General features: G+C 71.5%; 17 protein-coding genes. 9 read left to right on the top strand and 8 right to left on the bottom strand.

Annotated features, from left to right (window positions below; translation table 11 throughout):
• Nucleotides 1–304 precede the first annotated feature (304 nt).
• The 5 genes from AC067A_RS10090 to AC067A_RS10070 form a co-directional block, all read right to left on the bottom strand.
• Nucleotides 305–985 (bottom strand): response regulator, encoded by a 681-nt coding sequence (locus AC067A_RS10090; protein WP_478617144.1) that lies wholly within the window; start codon nt 983–985, stop codon nt 305–307.
• 49 nt (nt 986–1,034) lie between these two features.
• Entirely contained in the window at nt 1,035–2,495 is a 1,461-nt protein-coding gene (locus AC067A_RS10085; RefSeq protein WP_478617141.1) for a sensor histidine kinase, read from the bottom strand.
• A gap of 125 nt (nt 2,496–2,620) precedes the next feature.
• On the bottom strand, nt 2,621–3,778 hold the full coding sequence (locus AC067A_RS10080; RefSeq protein WP_478617140.1) for a DUF4429 domain-containing protein: 1,158 nt from the start codon (nt 3,776–3,778) through the stop codon (nt 2,621–2,623).
• A 65-nt stretch (nt 3,779–3,843) separates the two neighbouring features.
• Nucleotides 3,844–5,058, bottom strand: a complete 1,215-nt coding sequence (locus AC067A_RS10075) for an alpha/beta hydrolase (protein WP_478617138.1) — start codon at nt 5,056–5,058, stop codon at nt 3,844–3,846.
• A gap of 190 nt (nt 5,059–5,248) precedes the next feature.
• Nucleotides 5,249–5,908 (bottom strand): TetR/AcrR family transcriptional regulator, encoded by a 660-nt coding sequence (locus tag AC067A_RS10070; RefSeq protein ID WP_478617135.1) that lies wholly within the window; start codon nt 5,906–5,908, stop codon nt 5,249–5,251.
• A 117-nt stretch (nt 5,909–6,025) separates the two neighbouring features.
• Between AC067A_RS10070 and AC067A_RS10065 the strand changes: the two genes are divergently transcribed.
• Both AC067A_RS10065 and AC067A_RS10060 read left to right on the top strand, forming a co-directional pair.
• Nucleotides 6,026–7,648 carry an MFS transporter gene (locus AC067A_RS10065; protein ID WP_478617132.1) on the top strand — a complete coding sequence of 541 codons (1,623 nt, stop codon included), beginning with the start codon at nt 6,026–6,028 and terminating at the stop codon, nt 7,646–7,648.
• 128 nt (nt 7,649–7,776) lie between these two features.
• Entirely contained in the window at nt 7,777–8,229 is a 453-nt protein-coding gene (locus AC067A_RS10060; protein ID WP_478617130.1) for a peptidase inhibitor family I36 protein, read from the top strand.
• Here the strand turns inward: AC067A_RS10060 and AC067A_RS10055 are convergent.
• A complete protein-coding gene (locus AC067A_RS10055) occupies nt 8,210–9,112 on the bottom strand; it encodes a potassium channel family protein (RefSeq protein WP_478617127.1) in 903 nt (300 codons plus the stop codon). The two genes, AC067A_RS10060 and AC067A_RS10055, sit on opposite strands and share 20 nt — an antisense overlap.
• 80 nt (nt 9,113–9,192) lie before the next feature.
• The gene (aceE, locus tag AC067A_RS10050; protein WP_478617125.1) at nt 9,193–11,925 is read right to left on the bottom strand and encodes a pyruvate dehydrogenase (acetyl-transferring), homodimeric type; all 2,733 of its coding nucleotides are present in this window, start codon (nt 11,923–11,925) and stop codon (nt 9,193–9,195) included.
• A 430-nt stretch (nt 11,926–12,355) separates the two neighbouring features.
• On the opposite strand from aceE, the gene AC067A_RS10045 reads away from it, so the two are divergent.
• The 6 genes from AC067A_RS10045 to AC067A_RS10020 all read left to right on the top strand — a co-directional run bounded on the left by AC067A_RS10045 (nt 12,356) and on the right by AC067A_RS10020 (nt 16,743).
• Nucleotides 12,356–12,778 (top strand): DUF3052 domain-containing protein, encoded by a 423-nt coding sequence (locus tag AC067A_RS10045; RefSeq protein ID WP_366302618.1) that lies wholly within the window; start codon nt 12,356–12,358, stop codon nt 12,776–12,778.
• 121 nt (nt 12,779–12,899) lie between these two features.
• Nucleotides 12,900–13,358 (top strand): peroxiredoxin, encoded by a 459-nt coding sequence (locus AC067A_RS10040; RefSeq protein WP_478617804.1) that lies wholly within the window; start codon nt 12,900–12,902, stop codon nt 13,356–13,358.
• Nucleotides 13,359–13,496: 138 nt separating this feature from the next.
• Complete coding sequence (locus AC067A_RS10035) at nt 13,497–14,072, top strand: TerD family protein (RefSeq protein ID WP_026058190.1); 576 nt, start codon at nt 13,497–13,499, stop codon at nt 14,070–14,072.
• Nucleotides 14,073–14,154: 82 nt separating this feature from the next.
• Complete coding sequence (locus tag AC067A_RS10030) at nt 14,155–14,730, top strand: TerD family protein (RefSeq protein WP_478617121.1); 576 nt, start codon at nt 14,155–14,157, stop codon at nt 14,728–14,730.
• Between the two features lie 29 nt (nt 14,731–14,759).
• Nucleotides 14,760–15,902: a DUF475 domain-containing protein gene (locus tag AC067A_RS10025; protein ID WP_478617118.1), complete on the top strand. Its 1,143-nt coding sequence runs from the start codon at nt 14,760–14,762 to the stop codon at nt 15,900–15,902.
• A 103-nt stretch (nt 15,903–16,005) separates the two neighbouring features.
• Entirely contained in the window at nt 16,006–16,743 is a 738-nt protein-coding gene (locus tag AC067A_RS10020; protein WP_478617115.1) for a TerD family protein, read from the top strand.
• A 63-nt stretch (nt 16,744–16,806) separates the two neighbouring features.
• Here AC067A_RS10020 and AC067A_RS10015 read toward each other — a convergent pair whose 3' ends face one another.
• Nucleotides 16,807–17,664, bottom strand: a complete 858-nt coding sequence (locus AC067A_RS10015; RefSeq protein ID WP_478617113.1) for a TerD family protein — start codon at nt 17,662–17,664, stop codon at nt 16,807–16,809.
• A 177-nt stretch (nt 17,665–17,841) separates the two neighbouring features.
• On the opposite strand from AC067A_RS10015, the gene AC067A_RS10010 reads away from it, so the two are divergent.
• The gene (locus tag AC067A_RS10010) at nt 17,842–19,026 is read left to right on the top strand and encodes an HpcH/HpaI aldolase/citrate lyase family protein (RefSeq protein ID WP_478617110.1); all 1,185 of its coding nucleotides are present in this window, start codon (nt 17,842–17,844) and stop codon (nt 19,024–19,026) included.
• The last annotated feature ends 8 nt before the right edge of the window (nt 19,027–19,034 follow it).

Below are 19,034 nucleotides of genomic sequence, written 5' to 3'. Positions count from 1 at the left end.
AGAGGAAGGTAGGAAGACGACGGGTGACGGCACGTCACACCGCGGAGCCAACTCCCGGCTGATACCGGAGTAGGGGGTGGAGGAGCGGCCAACCCCAGGGGACGGGTGGGGTTTTCCCCCGGTGGGCGGGGCCCTCGGAGGTTCTCCCCCGGCAGGCGGGGCCCACCGGGGCTCTCCTCCCGGTGGGCGGTGGCTGCGGGTTTTCCCCTCGGTGGGGGCCCTCCTGGGCGGGGGCGGCCCTCCCCGCGGGTTTCCGCGGTCGCGCGGCCGGCGTCCGGGAAGGGCCGCGGTTTTCCGCCGTCGCTCAGCTCGCGCCCGGGGTCACCAGGCCCGACTCGTACGCGAAGACCACCGCCTGCGCCCGGTCGCGGAGGTCCAGCTTGGCGAGGACGCGCCCGATATGGGTCTTCACCGTCTGCTCGGCGAGCACCAGGTGGTCCGCGATCTCCTGGTTGGACAGGCCCCGGGCGATCAGCTCCAGGACCTCGGTCTCGCGCGGGGTGAGTCCGTTGAGGCGCAGCGCGGTGGTGTCGCGGCGCGGCGCCGGGCGGGACGCGGCGAAGTCGGCGATGAGGCGCCGGGTCACGGAGGGCGCGAGCAGCGCCTCGCCGGCCGCCACCACCCGTACCGCCGCGATGAGATCGGCGGGCGGCGCGTCCTTCAGGAGGAAGCCGGACGCGCCGGCCCGCAGCGCCTCGTACACGTAGTCGTCGACGTCGAAGGTGGTCAGCATCAGCACCTTCGGCCGGTGGACGACACCGGCCGGCGGATGCAGGATCTCCCGCGCCGCCGCGAGCCCGTCCAGCTCCGGCATCCGCACGTCCATCAGGACCACGTCCGGGTGCGTCGACCGGGCCACCGCCACGCCCTGGCGGCCGTCCGGGGCCTCGCCGACCACGTCGATGTCGGGCTGGGCGGCGAGCAGCGCGGCGAAACCGGCCCGCACCATGGCCTGGTCGTCGACGATGATCACGCGGATGGTCACTCGGGTCCTCCGGGGTCGTGGCGGTCGGCGGCCCGGGGCGCGCCGCCGGTCAGGCCGGGTCCGCGGGCGGCGCCGGTTCCGGCGCCAGGGGCAGCCGGGCGGCCACCCGGAAACCGCCGTCCGGCAGCGGCCCGGTGTCGAGCGAGCCGCCGGTCAACCGTACGCGCTCCCGCATGCCGACGAGTCCGTGCCCGGTGCCCGCCGCGCCGCGCTCCACCGCGGAACCCGGCTCCGTCGCGGGCCCGTTGACGACGAGGACCGTCAGCCATCCGCCGTCCGCCCGGACCGACACCCGGGTCGACGCCCCCGGCGCGTGCCGGACGACGTTGGCCAGCGCCTCCTGCACGATCCGGTACGCCGACAGGTCGACCGCCTGCGGCACGTCCCCGAGGTCGGCGGCGAGCCGCAGCTCGGCCGGCACCCCGGCCCGTACCGTCGCCTCGACCAGCTGCTGCACCCGGTCCAGGCCCGGCTGCGGGGTCCGCTCGCCCTCGCCGCCGTCACTGCGCAGCACGGAGAGCAGCCGCCGCATCTCGGCCAGCGACTCGCGCGCGCTCGCCGCGATCGAGGTGAACTCCTCGCGGGCCGCCTCCGGAAGCTCCGGAATGCGGTACGGGGCGGAGTCTGCCTGCACGGTGATCACCGACATGTGGTGGGCCACCACGTCGTGCAGCTCGCGCGCGATCCTGGCCCGCTCCTCCAGGAGCGTGCGCCGGGCCCGCTCCGCCTCGCTGATCGTCTCCTGCTCCGCGAGCCGCCTTTGCGCGTCGCCCCGGGCGCGCACCGCGGAGGCGAGGAGCAGCAGCACCCCGCTCAGGACCAGCAGCAGGGTGTGGATGCTGGTGTACCCGGCCGGCCCGAACGCCTCCAGGACGTACCCCGCCACACCGGTGGCGAGCCAGACGCCGAACAGCGCCCGGCGGGACTCCCGCAGGCCGAGCGCCACCATCAGCGCGCAGTAGCCGATCAGCACCGTCGGCGGCCACGGCCAGTAGTCCGCCCGCCCGCCGTCCGCGGCCAGCAGCACCAGCGCGCCCAGCACGTCCGCGACGAAGACGATCCACCAGGCCTGGAGGGGCCGGGCGACGGCCAGCAGCAGCGGCAGCGTCTGCGCGGTGCCGAGCGCCCCGGCGAGGGCCCCGTTGACGTCGTAGTCCCCGATGAACAGCACGATCGTGGAGGGGAGCAGCGCCGCGACGAACGCGAGCGCGACGACGTACGGCAGCAGCCGCACCCACCGCGACGAGGCGTCGGCCAGCAGCGGCGCCCCCGGCGTCGCCGGCGTGGTCAGCGCCGCCCCGAGCCCCTGGAACATCTCGCTCGTCCGGACGCCGAGCCGACGCAGCCACCGGTCGCCGGTGGGCGGTGCGGGGCTGTGGTCGGCGGCCGGGCGGGGCCGGTCGCCGGTGGGCGGTGCGGGGCTGTGGTCGGCGGCCGGGCGGGGCCGGTCGCCGGTGGGCGGTGCGGGCCGGTCGTCGGTGGGCGGCTCGGGCCGCGGTTCGGTAGCCATGACCCGCTCAGGGTAGGCAGCGACCCCGGCCCCCGACGTCATACCGGGGACCGGGGTCCGGGCTGATACCGGGGTATGACACCGGCCCCGGGCCGTGTCACCGCCCGGTCCTCCGGGCGGCCGCGTCACAGCTCCGCGAGGAGCTCCGCCTTCTTCGCCGAGAACTCGGCGTCGGTCACGAGCCCCGCCTGGTGCAGCTCGCCCAGGTGCCGGATCCTCTCCGCGACCGCCCCGGGGTCGCGGCTCGCACCGTCCCGCATGACCGCCGGAGCCGCGGCGGGGGCGGGAACGCGCTCGGTTGCCCGGCCCCGGATCGCGGCGAGGACCGCCGCGGCGAAGGGCAGCGACAGGTGCACCGGCCCGTAGCCGAGGCCGAAGACCACGGACGCCGGGTCCAGGTCCGGCTGAGGAGCGCGCGGCGGGCCGCCCCGGGGCACCAGGCGCAGGTACCCGTCGAGGACCTCGGGGGAGCGCCACTCCACCCCGCAGAGGTCCCGTACCGAGAACGTCTGGTCGCCCGCCTTCCACTTCTCGGTGGACGCCCCCGTCCAGGACCAGCGGAACGAGACCTCCGAGACGCCGTCGAAACTGGCCCTCCCGTCGTACGTCTTGAAGGACTGCGGCCCCTGCGGCGGCGCCACCAGGAAGCGGTCGACGGGCGTCGGGGCGGTCAGGACGCGGTCGACGTGCGCCGGGGCCCCCGCGGCCCCGACGTCCGTCAGGCCCGGGTCGACCGAGCACAGGGCGTCGACCGGACCGGTGGCGTCGATCGAGCGGGGGGCGTCGACGAAGTCCATGGTGCCGATCGGGCCGGGAGCGTCGGCGAAGCTCCCGGCGCCGATCGGGCCCGGGGCGTCGGCGAAGCCTCTGGCGCCGATCGAGCCGAGGGCGTCCACGGCGGCTCCGCCGTCCATGGTGCCCGTCGTTCCCATCGCGTCCGCCGGGAGGCACGCCCGCAGTTCGTCCCGGTAGTACTCGGCGAGCGTCTCGCGGTCCGCCGGCAGCACGAGCCGGTACGGGTCGCAGGCCTCCTTGAGCTGACCCGCGGCCGCTTCCATCAGCGGATCGGCGCCCGGTCTCGGCACGGCGTGCAGGACCACGGTGCCCCGCTTGCCGGGCGTCAGCGTCACGGACGCCAACGCCTCGTGCGGTACTCGTCGTTCGCGCAGCACACTGAGGAGCTTCGGCGTGCGGTTCCCCCGATCGAAACGGATGAGGAGGGCGTCGCTCTCGAACTCCCAGGTGGCATGATTTCCGGCCAGCACATCACCCATACGCCTCATCGTAAGCGGCGCTTGCCGCTGCGTCGCCCCTGCGAAAGGTCCGGAAATCGCGTGATCTACGCGCGTCAGGACCCTTCCGCGCCGGATATTCCGTCGTGGCAAGCGCTGTCGGCACGTGCGCAGACGAGCCTCGGGAAGGCGCCGACGCCTATCGCGGCGAAGTTCCCGAGGCTTTCGGTGCCCGGCTCGAAATAGCCGCTGTGGCCGACCGCCCCGTCCGCCGAGAGCAGGCGCGCCCCGAACTCCGGAGCCACCGGATCGGCGCCGTGCCCCACGCCGCCCAGCTCCAGGTGGGGCACGTCCGCGATCCAGTCGTCGGCGTCCCGCATCGCCCACACGCGCGCGTGGGTGGAGAGTTCGGCCGCGGTCCGCACCCGCATGCCGGGGCTCCCGGCCACGGCGAGGTCCGTCACCCGGGCGGGCAGCCGGGGCGCGGCGACCCCGCAGAGCACGGAGCCGTAGCTGTGGCAGAACAGCGCCACGCGCGCGTCCCCCGGCAGTGCCCCGGTCAGCTCCACCAGCCGTACGGCCCCGCCCTCGGCCAGCCGGCCGGTCACGGCGTCGACGCCCACCACGGCGGGAGCCGTGTAGTCGGCCCAGGCGATCACGGCGACCCGGGCGCGGGGCGCGGCCTTCAGTTCGGCGGCGTAGAGGGCGCTGGCCATGCCCTCCGGGGCCCCGTACCGGCCGTGGGTCTTCTGGAACGTGAGGAGGTTGGTGTCGACGCCGGGCACGATCACCGAGACCCGCCGGGCCCGCTCCAGGTCGCCGAGTACCTCCGCCGTCCGCCCCGTTCCGGTCGGGTCGAAGGCGAGTATCTGGCGGCCCGGCCGCAGCAGGGACGCGAAGCGGTCGAACCGGCGGCGCGCCTCGTGCCGCCCCTCCGCCGAGAGCCGGGTGTCGTCGACCCTCTCCTGCTCGGCGGCCAGCGCCCGGCCGAGCGTGATCCGGTTGGCGCCGTAGCGCAGGGCGACCGGGGCGCCGTTGAGGTTGCCGACGACGAGCGGGTGCCGTTCGGCGAGCCGCGCTCCGCGCGCGGGGCCGAGTCCGGCGAAGAACGCGGCGACGGTGCGCGCGGGCGTGGTGGCCGGGTCGGGCAGCGGGCGGTGGTCGATGCGGTCGTGCGCCCACGCGGCGAGCGCGGCCCCGCGCGACGGGCCCGGCACCGGCCGGTGCCGGATCGTCGTCCACCCGCTGGTCGCGAGGAGCACGAACACCACGCCCAGCGCCAGCAGGGCGCGCACGGCGGTCAGGGTGGGGGAGGCATCGGCTGAGGTCACGGGGCGCCACCCTACGGGGCGAACATGACGGGGAGGCTGGGGCCCCGGCCGTCCCCGGCACCGGACGCGCCCGCGTCCCGCGCTCGGTGGGCGCCACCCCGCGGGGCGGGCGGTACGGGCCCCGGGCCGTCCGGGGCGCCGGGCGTCGCCCGCGTCCGGCGGTCCGGTTCGCCGTGCTGCGGGGCGGGCGTTACGGCGCGGTGCCCGGCCCCTCGGCGTCCGGGCTCCGCCAGCGCGGGGCCAGTGCCGGGCCGAGCTGGTCGAGGTACTGCTCGGTGAGGGCGCGGATGGCGTCCAGGCTCTGGTCCGTGCCCCGGCCCCACAGCTGACCGGTCACCCGCATGACGCCGCTGAACGCCGCCACCGCGATCCGGGGGCGCGGATCCTCGTCGACGTCGAGGCCCTCGCGGTCGGCGATGATCCGGGAGATCGTCTCCTCCATCTCCGTGGAGCGGCGCAGGTGGACGGCGAGCAGCGCGGGCGTCGACTCGATCATCCGGAAGGTGCGCAGGTACAGCTCGACCGGCACGACCTCGGTGATGGCGTCGCCGATGGAGTCCCAGGCGCCGAGCACGGCGTTGCGCATCGCGTCGAAGGGCCCCTCGTCCGGCGGCCGCTCCCCGAGGGTGCGGACGAAACGCTCCTCCACCATCTGCTGGACGGCGAAGGCGGCCTCCTCCTTGGAGGAGAAGTACCGGAAGAAGGTGCGCTGGGAGACCTCGACCTCCTCGACGATCTCGTCGACGGTGGTCGCCTCGTACCCCTGGTCCGTGAAGCGCTCCAAGGCCACCCGGATCAGCGCGTCGCGTGTGCGCTGCTTCTTCCGTTCGCGCAGGCCGGGCACGGTCAAGTCAAGGTCCTCTTCTCCCGCGTTCCGTACGGCTCAGGGTACCTGTGAGCTACGTGACAGTTACCGACGCGTGAACCGCTTTGTCAATTGTCAGTGACTGTCACTAGCCTCGTTCGCATGACTAGTCAGACCACCGTGGAAAAGACCCCGCAGGGTCGAGAGGGCGTCCGGGAACCCGTTTCGGTCCCGGCGAAGGGGCTGCGCGGTCACCCGTGGCTGACCCTCTTCGGCGTCGCCGTGGGCGTCATGATGGTGGCGCTCGACGGCACGATCGTCGCCATCGCCAACCCCGCCATCAAGACCGACCTCGGCGCCACGCTCGCCCAGGTCCAGTGGATCACCAACGGCTACCTGCTCGCGCTCGCCGTCGCCCTGATCACCGCCGGCAAGCTGGGCGACCGCTTCGGCCACCGGCAGACCTTCCTCATCGGCATCGCCGGCTTCGCCGCCGCCTCCGGCGCGATCGGCCTCTCCGACTCGATCGGGGCCGTGATCGCCTTCCGCGTCCTGCAGGGCCTCTTCGGCGCCCTGCTGATGCCGGCCGCGCTCGGCCTGCTGCGCGCCACCTTCCCGGCCGAGAAGCTGAACATGGCGATCGGCATCTGGGGCATGGTCATCGGCGCCTCCACCGCCGGCGGCCCCATCGTCGGCGGCCTGCTCGTCGAGCACGTCAGCTGGCAGTCCGTCTTCTTCGTCAACGTGCCGGTCGGCGTCGTCGCGCTCGGCCTCGGCCTGCTCATCCTCAAGGACCACCGCGCCGAGAACGCGCCGCGCTCCTTCGACGTCGTCGGCATCCTGCTGCTCTCCGGCGCCATGGCCTCCCTCGTCTGGAGCCTCATCAAGGCCGGCGAGTCCTGGGGCTGGACCAGCGGCAGGACCTGGGGCTGCCTGATCGGCGCGCTGGTCCTGTTCGCGCTCTTCGCCTTCTGGGAGACGAAGGTCAAGGAGCCGCTGATCCCGCTGGGCATGTTCCGTTCCGTGCCGCTGTCCGCCGGTGTCGTCCTGATGGTCCTGATGGCGTTCGCCTTCATGGGCGGTCTGTTCTTCGTGACCTTCTACCTCCAGGGCGTGAAGGGGCTCAGCCCGGTCGACAGCGGCCTGCACCTGCTGCCCCTGACCGCGATGATGATCGTCTCCTCGCCGCTGGCCGGTGCGCTGATCACCAAGTTCGGCCCGCGCGTGCCGCTGGTCGGCGGCATGGTCTGCACGGCCGTCGCGATGTTCGGCATGATCACGCTCTCGTCCGGCACCGGCACGTTCGTCATGTCCCTCTGGTTCGCCCTGCTCGGCCTGGGCCTCGCCCCGGTCATGGTCGGCGCCACCGAGGTCATCGTGGGCAACGCGCCGCTGGAGCTGTCCGGCGTCGCGGGCGGTCTGCAGCAGGCGGCCATGCAGGTCGGCGGCGCGCTCGGTACGGCGGTGCTCGGTGCCGTCATGTCCTCCAAGGTCTCCGGTGCCTTCGCGGAGAACTGGAAGGAGGCCGGCATCCCGGTCCCGGCCGACCCGCGCCTGGAGCAGGCGGCCGAGTTCGGCATGGCGCCGCCGGAGCTGGCGAAGGCGCCGGGGATGACCCCCGACCTCTTCGACGAGATCTCCGGCGTCATCCACGACACCTTCCTCGACGGCATGGGCCTCGCCTTCACCGTCGCCGGCGCGGTCGCCGTCGTCGCGGCCCTCGTCGCCACCCTCACCAAGCGCGGCGAGAACGCGGAGGCGGGCGGCATGGGCGGTCACATCTGACGTCCGTCGGGGTTCCCGTAGGGGGCCGTCACCCGTTCGCGTGAACGGGGGCGGCCCCTCTTCCGTCGCGGGTGCGACCTCCGCCATGATCGTGATTACAGAGAGTGACGAAACGGGGGTTCATCGGCATGTACACAAAGACTCTTCTCGCCACGGCGGCCGTCCTGACCGCGACCACCTTCCTGGCGACCCCGACGGCCCAGGCGGGCCTTGCGACCCCGGCGGCCCAGGCGGGCCGGGCCTCCACGACCTCGGCGGCTCCGAAGGCGGCGGCCCCAGTGGCGGCGGCCGGGACTCTTCTCGGGGTCTGCGGTCCGGGCCGGCTCTGCCTCTGGTCCAAGCCCGACTTCAAGGGCAGGGCGCAGACCCACGAGCTGTCCACCACGGACATCGACAGCTGCGTCGCCCTGCCGGCGGGCACCTCGGCCCAGTCCCTGGCGAACCGCACCGGGCGGCCGGTCACCACGTACCAGTCCGCCGAGTGCGCGGAGGCGGGGGAGTTCGAGACCTATCCGGGCCGCGGCACCTGGGTACCGCAGGCGCCCTACGAGGTCAGAGCCTTCAAGATCTGGGAGCGGTAGGCGCGGCGAGGTCCTGGGCCGGGGCGTCCTGCACCGGGACCTCGTGCACCGGGACCTCGTGGGCTGGAGCATCGTGGGCCGGAGCGCCGTGGGCCGGGGCGCCGTGGGCGGGGGCGTCGTGGGCGGGGCCCGCCGCGGGGAGGCCCCGGGAGGGATCCGGTGCGGGCGCCCGCACCGGAACCGAGAGCCGGGCCACCTCCGCGCGCAGCTCGCGGACCTCCAGGGTCAGCGTCTCCAGGAGCTCGGTCTGCCGGCGTTCCTCGGCGTCGTCCCGGTCGAAGCGGGAGATGAACCAGGCGGCGATGTTGGCCGTGACGACACCGAGCAGGGCGATGCCCGAGAGCATCAGACCCACCGCGAGGACCCGGCCGAGACCGGTGGTCGGGGCGTGGTCGCCGTACCCGACCGTGGTCATGGTGGTGAAGGACCACCAGACCGCGTCCCCGAGCGTCTTGATGTTGCCGTTCGGGGCGTCCCGCTCCACGTGCAGCACGGCGAGCGAGCCGAACATCATCAGCCCGACCACCGCGCCCGCCACGTAGGTGGTGAGCGTTATCTGCGGGGCCATCCGGGCCCGCCGGCCGACCAGGAGGAGCGTGGACACGACCCGGAGCAGCCGCAGCGGCTGCACCATCGGCAGCAGGACCGCGAGCAGGTCGATCGGGTGGGAGCGCACGAAGGCCCAGCGGGCCGGGGCGATCGCGAGCCGGACCAGGTAGTCGAGTGCGAAGGCGGCCCACACGGCCCACTCGACGTGGGTGCACAGCCGGTGCACCCACGGGTCGGCGCCGGGAGCGACGATCGGCACGGCGTACGCGATGCCGAACGCGACGGCCAGCACCAGCAGCGGCACCTGCGTGCGTTCTTCCCAGCGATCCCTCATGCCGGGCATCGTAGAGAACGCCGAAGGGCGGCGGGACCATCGGCCCCACCGCCCCTCACCAGGCGTGATGTGCCCAGGGCTCAGGCGTCGCCGCCCGCGGCGCCGGGGTCGGCGGCCGCCACGTCCAGCAGCTGGTAGCGGTCCACGGCCTGCTTCAGGGCCGAGCGGTCGACCTTGCCCTCGCGGGCGAGCTCGGTCAGCACGGCCAGCACGATCGACTGGGCGTCGATGTGGAAGTAGCGGCGGGCCGCGCCCCGCGTGTCCGCGAAGCCGAAGCCGTCCGCGCCCAGCGAGGTGTACGTGCCCGGCACCCAGCGGGCGATCTGGTCCGGCACCGCCCGCATCCAGTCCGAGACCGCCACGAACGGGCCCTCGGCGCCCTGGAGCTTGCGGGTGACGTACGGGACGCGGAGCTCCTCGTCCGGGTGGAGCAGGTTGTGCTCCTCGACGGCCACGGCCTCGCGGCGCAGCTCGGTCCAGGAGGTGGCGGACCAGACGTCGGCCCGTACGTTCCACTCCTCGGCGAGGATCCGCTGCGCCTCGATCGCCCACGGCACGGCGACACCCGAGGCCATGATCTGCGCCGGGATGGCGCCGGCCTCGGCCGGCTTGAGGCGGTGGATGCCCTGGAGGATGCCCTCCACGTCGACGTCCGCGGGTTCGGCCGGGTGCTGGATCGGCTCGTTGTAGACGGTCAGGTAGTAGAAGACGTCCTCGGCGGCGGGGCCGTACATCCGCCGCAGGCCGTCCTGGACGATGTGCGCGATCTCGAAGCCGAACGCCGGGTCGTACGCGATGCAGGCCGGGTTGGTCGAGGCGATCAGGTGCGAGTGGCCGTCCGCGTGCTGGAGGCCCTCGCCGGTCAGCGTGGTGCGGCCGGCGGTGGCGCCGAGCACGAAGCCGCGCGCCAGCTGGTCGGCCATCTGCCAGAACTGGTCGCCGGTCCGCTGGAAGCCGAACATCGAGTAGAAGACGTACACCGGGATCAGCGGCTCGCCGTGCGTGGCGTACGCCGATCCGGCGGCGATCAGCGAGGCCGTGCAGCCGGCCTCGGAGATGCCGTCGTGCAGCATCTGGCCGGTCGGGGACTCCTTGTAGGCGAGCAGGAGTTCGCGGTCGACCGCCTCGTACTGCTGGCCCAGCGGGTTGTAGATCTTGGCGCTCGGGAAGAACGCGTCCATGCCGAAGGTGCGGTACTCGTCGGGGGCGATCAGCACGAAGCGCTTGCCGATCTCCTTGTCCCGCATGAGGTCCTTCAGGATGCGGACGAACGCCATGGTGGTGGCGATCGACTGCTGCCCGGAGCCCTTCTTGGCCGCCGCGTAGGTCTTGTCGTCGGGGAGGGCCAGCGGCTTCGCCCGCACGACCCGGGTCGGCACGTACCCGCCGAGCGCCTTGCGGCGGTCGTGCATGTACTGGATCTCCTCGGAGTCCCGGCCCGGGTGGTAGTACGGCGGCAGGCCGTCCTCCAACTGCCGGTCCGTCACCGGGATGTGCAGACGGTCGCGGAAGCGCTTGAGGTCGTGGACCGTCAGCTTCTTCATCTGGTGGGTCGCGTTGCGGCCCTCGAAGTTGGGGCCCAGCGTCCAGCCCTTGACGGTCTGGGCGAGGATCACCGTCGGCTGGCCGGCGTGGGCCTTCGCCGCCGCGTACGCCGCGTAGATCTTCTTGTGGTCGTGGCCGCCGCGGCCCAGGTGCAGGACCTGCTGGTCCGACATGCCCTCCACCATCGCCCGCAGCCGGTGGTCGTCGCCGAAGAAGTGGTCCCGGATGTAGCCGCCGGTCTCCGTCGCGTACGTCTGGAACTGGCCGTCCGGCGTGGTGTTCAGCTTGTTGACCAGGATGCCGTCGCGGTCCTGCGCGAGCAGCGGGTCCCAGGAGCGGTCCCAGATCAGCTTGATGACGTTCCAGCCGTTGCCCCGGAAGATCGACTCCAGCTCCTGGATGATCTTGCCGTTGCCGCGCACCGGGCCGTCGAGGCGCTGGAGGTTGCAGTTGACGACGAAGGTGAGGTTGTCGAGGCCCTCGCGCGCGGCGATGGAGAGCTGGCCGAGCGACTCGACCTCGTCCATCTCGCCGTCGCCGAGGAACGCCCAGACGTGGGACCTGGAGGTGTCGGCGATGCCGCGCGCCTCCATGTACCGGTTCATCCGGGCCTGGTAGATCGCGCCGAGCGGGCCGAGGCCCATCGAGACGGTCGGGAACTCCCAGAAGTCCGGCATCAGCCGCGGGTGCGGGTACGACGAAAGGCCGTTGGGGAACCTCGACCGCTCCTGGCGGAAGCCGTCGAGCTGGGTGTCGTCCAGCCGGTCCAGGAGGTAGGCGCGGGCGTAGATGCCGGGGGAGGCGTGCCCCTGGAAGAAGATCTGGTCGCCGCCGTCGCCCTCGTCCTTGCCGCGGAAGAAGTGGTTGAAGCCCACGTCGTAGAGCGAGGCGGAGGAGGCGAAGGTCGCGATGTGACCGCCGACTCCGATGCCCGGGCGCTGCGCGCGCGAGACCATCACGGCCGCGTTCCACCGGGTGGCGTTGAGGACCTTGCGCTCGATCTCCTCGTTGCCGGGGAAGAAGGGCTCGTCCTTGGTGGCGATGGTGTTGACGTAGTCCGAGCTGCGCATCTCGGGCACGGCCACGCGCTTCTCGCGGGCCCGCTCGATCAGTCGGAGCATGAGGTAGCGGGCCCGCTCACGCCCCCGCTCGTCGACGGCCGCGTCGAGGGAGTCGAGCCATTCCTGGGTCTCTTCCGGGTCGAAATCCGGGACCTGGCTGGGAAGGCCGCCAATGATGATCGGGTTGCGATCGGATCCGGGAGCCACGCTCTTCCTTCGCTGTTCGGTGGTGCCCACGGGGCCACGGAGTGGTCGGGATGTCCATCGTGTACCCAGCCGACGCCAGACGTCACACTTACCGAGGAGTAACCCCCAGGGGTGTCCTCCACCTCTCCGGGTGCGTGTTCGGGTGCGGTCAAATCGCAACCTTACGCCCAACTCGCGCATGCGTTTCGTCCGGGCGTTCGGCAGACTGAAACCGCAGAAGCCGGTAAACCGGGACGAACCATGTGTGTCTGATCACGAAGGAGGGTACGAGCCTGCCGAAAGTTGGGGCGAGACGGCCCCAAACGTCACCGTTTCGGCGGTCTCCGCGGCCCGGTACTTGCGCGATCAGCCCCGGCACGTGTGGACTACGGCCAGCGCCACGCGCCCACGCGTGGCCCACAGCATTTTCCAAATGAGCAGGAGGCAAGCCGTGAGCGCGACCGCGGACCACGCGGAGGAGCGGACCAACCCGGCCGGCAGGCTGGGGTTCGAGCCCGGACAGGTGGTCCAGGAGATCGGCTACGACGACGACGTCGACCAGGATCTCCGTGAAGGCATCGAGTCCATCATCGGGGCCGACCTCGTGGACGAGGACTACGACGACGTCGCCGACGCCGTCGTGCTCTGGTTCCGTGACGAGGACGGTGACCTCACCGACGCCCTGGTGGATTCCATCGGTCTTCTGGAGGACGGCGGCACCATCTGGCTGCTGACGCCGAAGACGGGCCGTGACGGCTACATCGAGCCGTCCGACATCAACGATGCCGCGCAGACTGCGGGTCTCTCCCAGACCAAGAGCATCAGCGTCGCCAAGGACTGGACGGGCACCCGCCTGACCGCCCCCAAGCGCTGATCACCACGCTGCGAGAAGCCCCCGCCGGTCCGCCGGCGGGGGCTTTCGTGCACAGGCCGTAGGCTGGGCCTCACCGGTTCGGCCCAAAGGACCGGGGTCCGTCGAAGGGATGCGTGACGCGATGGCCGTCGAGGTCGGCACCGAGGCGCCGGAGTTCGAGCTGAAGGACAACCACGGGCGCACCGTGCGGCTCTCGGACTTCCGCGGCGAGAAGAACGTGGTGCTGCTCTTCTACCCGTTCGCGTTCACCGGCGTCTGCACCGGCGAGCTGCGCGAGCTGCGCGACCACCTGCCGAGCTTCGTCAACGACGACACCCAGCTCCTGGCCGTCTCCAACGACTCGATCCACACCCTGCGGGTCTTCGCCGACCAGGAGGACCTGGACTTCCCCCTGCTCTCCGACTTCTGGAAGCACGGCGAGGCCTCCCGCGCCTACGGCGTCTTCGACGAGGAGAAGGGCTGCGCGGTGCGCGGCACCTTCGTCATCGACCGGGAGGGCATCGTCCGCTGGACCGTCGTCAACGCGCTGTCGGACGCCCGCGACCTCGGCGACTACCTGAAGGCCCTCGAGGCCATCTGAGCCGGTCCGGGGCCGACACCCTCGGAATCACCGGCCGAATCGACTGTTTCGACCGGGAACCCGTCACTAGGATCCAGTCGTTGATCCGATGCCAACGCACGACTGGGGCGCTGCCCCTGAAAACGTATGGAGGGACTCGTGGGAGTCAGCCTCAGCAAGGGCGGCAACGTCTCGCTGACCAAGGAGGCCCCTGGCCTCACCGCCGTGACCGTCGGTCTGGGCTGGGACGTCCGCACCACCACCGGTACGGACTTCGACCTCGACGCCAGCGCCATCCTGGTGAGCGAGGAGGGCAAGGTCCGCAACGACCAGGACTTCGTCTTCTTCAACAACCTGAAGAGCGCCGACGGCTCGGTCGAGCACACCGGTGACAACCTCACCGGCGAGGGCGAGGGCGACGACGAGCAGGTCAAGGTCAGCCTGGCCACCGTGCCGGCCGACGTGGCCAAGATCGTCTTCCCGGTGTCGATCTACGACGCCGAGAACCGCCAGCAGTCCTTCGGCCAGGTGCGCAACGCGTTCATCCGCGTCGTGAACCAGGCCGGCGGCGCCGAGATCGCCCGGTACGACCTCTCCGAGGACGCCTCGACCGAGACCGCCATGGTCTTCGGCGAGCTGTACCGCCACGGTGCCGAGTGGAAGTTCCGCGCCGTCGGCCAGGGCTACGCCTCCGGCCTGCGCGGCATCGCGCAGGACTTCGGCGTCAACGTCTGAGCCGAGCCGTTCGAACCGTCCGGCGCCGCACCTTCCGTGCGGCGCCGGACGTGCCTCATCACCACCGGGGAGGAACCGCATCATGGGCGTCACGCTCGCCAAGGGAGGCAACGTCTCCCTCTCCAAGGCCGCACCCAACCTCACCAAGGTCCTCGTCGGACTCGGCTGGGACGCGCGCTCCACCACCGGAGCCCCCTTCGACCTCGACGCCAGCGCCCTGCTGTGCCAGGCCGGCCGGGTGCTCGGGGACGACTACTTCGTCTTCTACAACCAGCTGCGCAGCCCCGAGGGATCGGTCGAACACACCGGCGACAACCTCACCGGTGAGGGTGACGGCGACGACGAGTCGCTGATCGTGGACCTCGACAAGGTGCCGGCGCACTGCGACAAGATCGTCTTCCCGGTCTCGATCCACGATGCGGACAACCGCGGCCAGAGCTTCGGCCAGGTCAGCAACGCGTTCATCCGCGTCGTGAACCAGCTGGACGGACAGGAGCTCGCCCGCTACGACCTCTCCGAGGACGCTTCCACCGAAACCGCGATGATCTTCGGCGAGCTGTACCGCTACAACGGCGAATGGAAGTTCCGGGCGGTCGGTCAGGGGTACGCGTCCGGGCTCCGGGGCATCGCTCTAGACTTCGGGGTCAACGTTTCGTAAAGCCATGTAATTTCACGATGGGGTAGACAGTGGTTCTGAAAACCTTCGGCTGGTCGTTCGCGATCACTGCGCTCGGTCTGGTCGCAGCGGTGCTCTACGGGGGGTGGGAGGCCTTCGGGATCGTCGCGATCCTCTGCGTCCTCGAGATCTCGCTGTCCTTCGACAACGCGGTGGTCAACGCCGGGATCCTGCAGAAGATGAATGCCTTCTGGCAGAAGATCTTCCTCACGGTCGGTGTGCTCATCGCCGTCTTCGGCATGCGGCTCGTCTTCCCCGTCGTGATCGTCGCCATCAGCGCGAAGATCGGCCCCATCGAGGCCGTCGACCTCGCGCTGAACGACGCCGACCGCTACCAGGAACTGGTCACCGACGCGCACCCGTCGATCGCCGCCTTCGGTGGCATGTTCCTGCTGATGATCTTCCTCGACTTCATCTTCGAGGACCGTGACATCCAGTGGCTGCGCTGGATCGAGCGCCCGCTCGCCAAGCTCGGCAAGGTCGACATGCTGTCGGTCTGCATCGCGCTCATCGTCCTGCTGGTCAGCGCCATGACCTTCGCGACCCACGCCCACCAGCACGGCGGCACGCACGTCGACAAGGCGCAGACGGTCCTGATCTCCGGCATCGCCGGCCTCATCACGTACCTCGTCGTCGGCGGTCTCTCCGGCTACTTCGAGAACAAGCTGGAGGAGGAAGAGGAGCGCGAGCACGAGGCCGAGGAAGAGGCCAAGCGCACCGGCAAGAAGGTCTCCGCCGTCCAGCTGGCCGGCAAGGCCGCCTTCTTCATGTTCCTCTACCTGGAGGTCCTCGACGCCTCCTTCTCCTTCGACGGTGTCATCGGCGCCTTCGCCATCACCAACGACATCGTCCTGATGGCGCTCGGCCTCGGCGTCGGCGCCATGTACGTCCGTTCGCTGACGGTCTACCTCGTCCGCCAGGGCACCCTCGACGACTACGTCTACCTGGAGCACGGCGCGCACTACGCGATCGGCGCCCTCTCGGTGCTCCTCCTGGTCACCATCCAGTACGAGATCCCGGAGGTCATCACCGGCGGTCTCGGCGTCGCGCTCATCGCCTGGTCCTTCTGGTCCTCCGTGCGGCGCAACAAGGCGCTCGCGGCGGCCGGGGGCGGTTCCTCGGACGACAAGACCGAGGTGCCGTCCGGGGTGTGACGCCCCGGTCCACGAGGAATGCTTCACTGCGGGGCGGCCGGTGCATCCGGCCGCCCCGCAGGCATGTGCGCGGTGGAGACGAGCAGTGGGGGGTGAAGGCGCCATGGCCTTCTGGGACAACCTTTTTCCGGGAAGGGCGGCACCGTTCGATTCGGGCAACGCCGCGTCGAACGCGATCGACCTGACGAAACGACGCCCGTCCGTGTCGCTCACCAAGCAGGGCGCCGCGACGGGGAACCTGCGGGTGAACCTCTCCTGGCGGATGCGTACCTCCGACATCGAGGGCCGCTCCCGGCAGAGCGGACGGCTGCTGAGGAACCCCGCCCAGTTCTTCAAGCCCGAGGTCGTCCAGGCCCACACCCAGGGCATGGTCAACGTCGACCTCGACCTCGGCTGCCTCTACGAGCTCACCGACGGCAGCAAGGGGGTGGTGCAGCCGCTGGGCGGCTTCTTCGGGGACCTGAACGCCGCCCCGTACGTGAAGCTGAGCGGGGACGACCGCTTCGGGGGCTCCTCCGGAGAGACGATCTTCGTCAACCTGGACCACCGCGACTCGATCAAGCGGCTGCTGTTCTTCGCGTACATCTACGACCAGACCCCGGCCTTCGACCGTACGCACGCCAAGGTCACGCTCTACCCGAGCAACGGCCCCCGTATCGAGATCGAACTCGACGAGCGCGCCCCGCAGGCCCGCTCCTGCGCGGTCTTCTCCATGGAGAACGTCAAGGGCGAGCTGACCGTCCGCCGCGAGGTGCGGTTCGTGTACGGCTTCCAGGCCGAACTGGACCGGCTGTACGGCTGGGGACTCCAGTGGGGGCGCGGCTACAAGACCAAGGCCTAGCCGTTGCCCCCGGGGACGCCGGCGGGTCCGGGGGCGTCCCCGGGACGGCCGCCGGCGCCGTCCTCAGGAGGACCTGACGAACTGCGGGCCCATCGGAGGCATCCGGAAGTCGGGCGCCGGGTGCTGCTCGGCGGCCGCCACGGGCTGCGGATAGCCGTACGCCGGGGCCGGACCCGGCGCGTGCGCGGGCGGCTGCGGGTAGCCGTAGCCGGGCGCGCGGTCCGGCACGGGCGGCACCGTCGGCTGCGGCGGCACGGGTACGGGCGTGTGGACCAGGGTCAGGTCCAGATCCGGGTCGCCACTGCCGGCGCCCTCCTGGTGGCCTGTGGCGCCCTCCTGGGCCCCCTGAGCGGCCTCCTGGGCGGCGTCCTCGTCCACCGAGATGCCGAAGTCGGTCGCGAGGCCGATCAGACCGGTCGGATAGCCCTGCCCCACCGCGCGGAACTTCCAGCCGTCCCCGCGCCGGTACAGCTCGCCGCAGATGACGGCCGTCTCCTCGCCGGTCTCCGCCGTCACGTCGAACAGGGCCAGCGGCTCGCGCTCCGGCCCCGCGGCCGCGTCGAACACGAGGATGCGGAGGTCGGAGACGGACCGGAAGGTGCCGCCGTCCGAGGAGGCCGCGATCACCACCCGGTCGATCGAGGCGTCCAGGCCCGCCAGGTCGGCCTCCACGGTGTCCGTCAGGCCCTCGGCGACCCGCTTCTTCGGCAGCCGCCGGACCAGGCCCGAAGGGTGGCGCGGCTGGTTGTAGAAGACGAAGTCCTCGTCGGACCGGACGCGGCCGGAGGCCCCGAGCAGCAGGGCCGAGGCATCCACGTCGGGGACCCCGGGGCCCGGGGTCCAGCGGAGCACGGCCCGTACGGCCGCGGTGTCGAGAGGGACGTTGGAGCCCTTCAGCATCGCGTGCGTCATGACCGTCATCCTGCCCTCCCGGCCGACCCGTGGACAACGCGGGGGCACCACCGATACCGGGCCGAGACGACGGATGCTGACGAGTTACCTGAATTTCATGCACCGTGGGAACTAGGGACACCCGCACCTACGTACTATTACCGGCCACATGTCGTCAGCGCCCAGAGAGGCAGACGGGGGACTTACATGCGTCATTTCGGGCACATCCCGTCCGCAACGCGGGCCGGGCTGTTCCACCGCGAGCCGGCCGTCTTCACGGCCGACTCACCCGCGCGCACGCTCGCCGTAGCGCTCGGTGCCACGCTCTACAGCCCGGCCACCCGGCCGCGGCTCGCCGACGACGTGCGCAAGCAGGCGGCCCGCGGAGTGGTCTCCATGGTGCTCTGCCTGGAGGACTCCATCAGCGACGGGGACGTCGAGGCAGGCGAGGCCAACCTCGTCCGCCAGTTCGCCGACCTGGCCGAAGACACCGTGACGGACGCCGACACCGCCACGGACATACCCCTGCTCTTCATCCGCGTCCGCGAACCGCGCCAGATCACCGACCTCGTCGCCCGCCTCGGCGACACGGTGCGGCTGCTGTCCGGATTCGTGCTGCCCAAGTTCACCGAGGCCCGCGGCCGCGCCTTCCTCGAAGCGCTCACCCAGGCGGAGCGGACCAGCGGCAGGCGCCTCTTCGCCATGCCCGTCCTCGAGTCCCCCGAGCTCCTCCACCTGGAGACCCGGGCCGAGACCCTCGCCGGGATCGCCTCGATCACCGACAAGTACCGCGACCGCGTCCTCGCCCTGCGCCTCGGCGTCACCGACTTCTGCTCCGCCTACGGACTGCGCCGCTCGCCCGACATGACCGCGTACGACGTCAAGATCGTCGCCAACGTCATCGCCGACGTCGTCAACGTCCTCGGCCGCTCCGACGGCACCGGCTTCACCGTCACCGGACCCGTCTGGGAGTACTTCCGGCCCGGCGAGCGCATGTTCAAGCCCCAGCTGCGCCGCAGCCCCTTCCTGGAGGGCAGCGCCGAGGACCTGCGCACCGCCCTCATCGAGCACGACCTCGACGGCCTCCTCCGCGAGATCGAGCTCGACCGCGCCAACGGCCTCCTCGGCAAGACCTGCATCCACCCCACCCACGTGGTGCCGGTGCACGCCCTCTCCGTGGTCAGCCACGAGGAGTGGAGCGACGCCCAGGACATCCTGCGGCCCGAGCAGGGCGGCGGCGGAGTGCTCCGCTCCGCCTACACGAACAAGATGAACGAAGTGAAGCCGCATCGCGCGTGGGCCGAACGCACCCTCCAGCGCGCCGAGGTCTTCGGCGTCGCCAAGGAGGACGTCGGCTTCGTGGATCTGCTCACCGCCGGACTTGCCGGCTGACGAAGGGA

The sequence above is a fragment of the Streptomyces sp. NPDC043176 genome (assembly GCF_056436715.1).
This window is presented reverse-complemented; position numbering and strand designations above follow the sequence as displayed.

Bases quoted from the DNA above. Each gene is read 5' to 3' on its own strand.
- AC067A_RS10085 (WP_478617141.1), bottom strand. From the start codon at position 2,495: ATGGCTACCGAACCGCGGCCCGAGCCGCCCACCGACGACCGGCCCGCA.
- AC067A_RS10080 (WP_478617140.1), bottom strand. From the start codon at position 3,778: ATGAGGCGTATGGGTGATGTGCTGGCCGGAAATCATGCCACCTGGGAG.
- AC067A_RS10065 (WP_478617132.1), top strand. From the start codon at position 6,026: ATGACTAGTCAGACCACCGTGGAAAAGACCCCGCAGGGTCGAGAGGGC.
- AC067A_RS10060 (WP_478617130.1), top strand. From the start codon at position 7,777: ATGTACACAAAGACTCTTCTCGCCACGGCGGCCGTCCTGACCGCGACC.
- AC067A_RS10055 (WP_478617127.1), bottom strand. From the start codon at position 9,112: ATGAGGGATCGCTGGGAAGAACGCACGCAGGTGCCGCTGCTGGTGCTG.
- AC067A_RS10040 (WP_478617804.1), top strand. From the start codon at position 12,900: ATGGCCGTCGAGGTCGGCACCGAGGCGCCGGAGTTCGAGCTGAAGGAC.
- AC067A_RS10030 (WP_478617121.1), top strand. From the start codon at position 14,155: ATGGGCGTCACGCTCGCCAAGGGAGGCAACGTCTCCCTCTCCAAGGCC.
- AC067A_RS10020 (WP_478617115.1), top strand. From the start codon at position 16,006: ATGGCCTTCTGGGACAACCTTTTTCCGGGAAGGGCGGCACCGTTCGAT.
- AC067A_RS10015 (WP_478617113.1), bottom strand. From the start codon at position 17,664: ATGACGGTCATGACGCACGCGATGCTGAAGGGCTCCAACGTCCCTCTC.
- AC067A_RS10010 (WP_478617110.1), top strand. From the start codon at position 17,842: ATGCGTCATTTCGGGCACATCCCGTCCGCAACGCGGGCCGGGCTGTTC.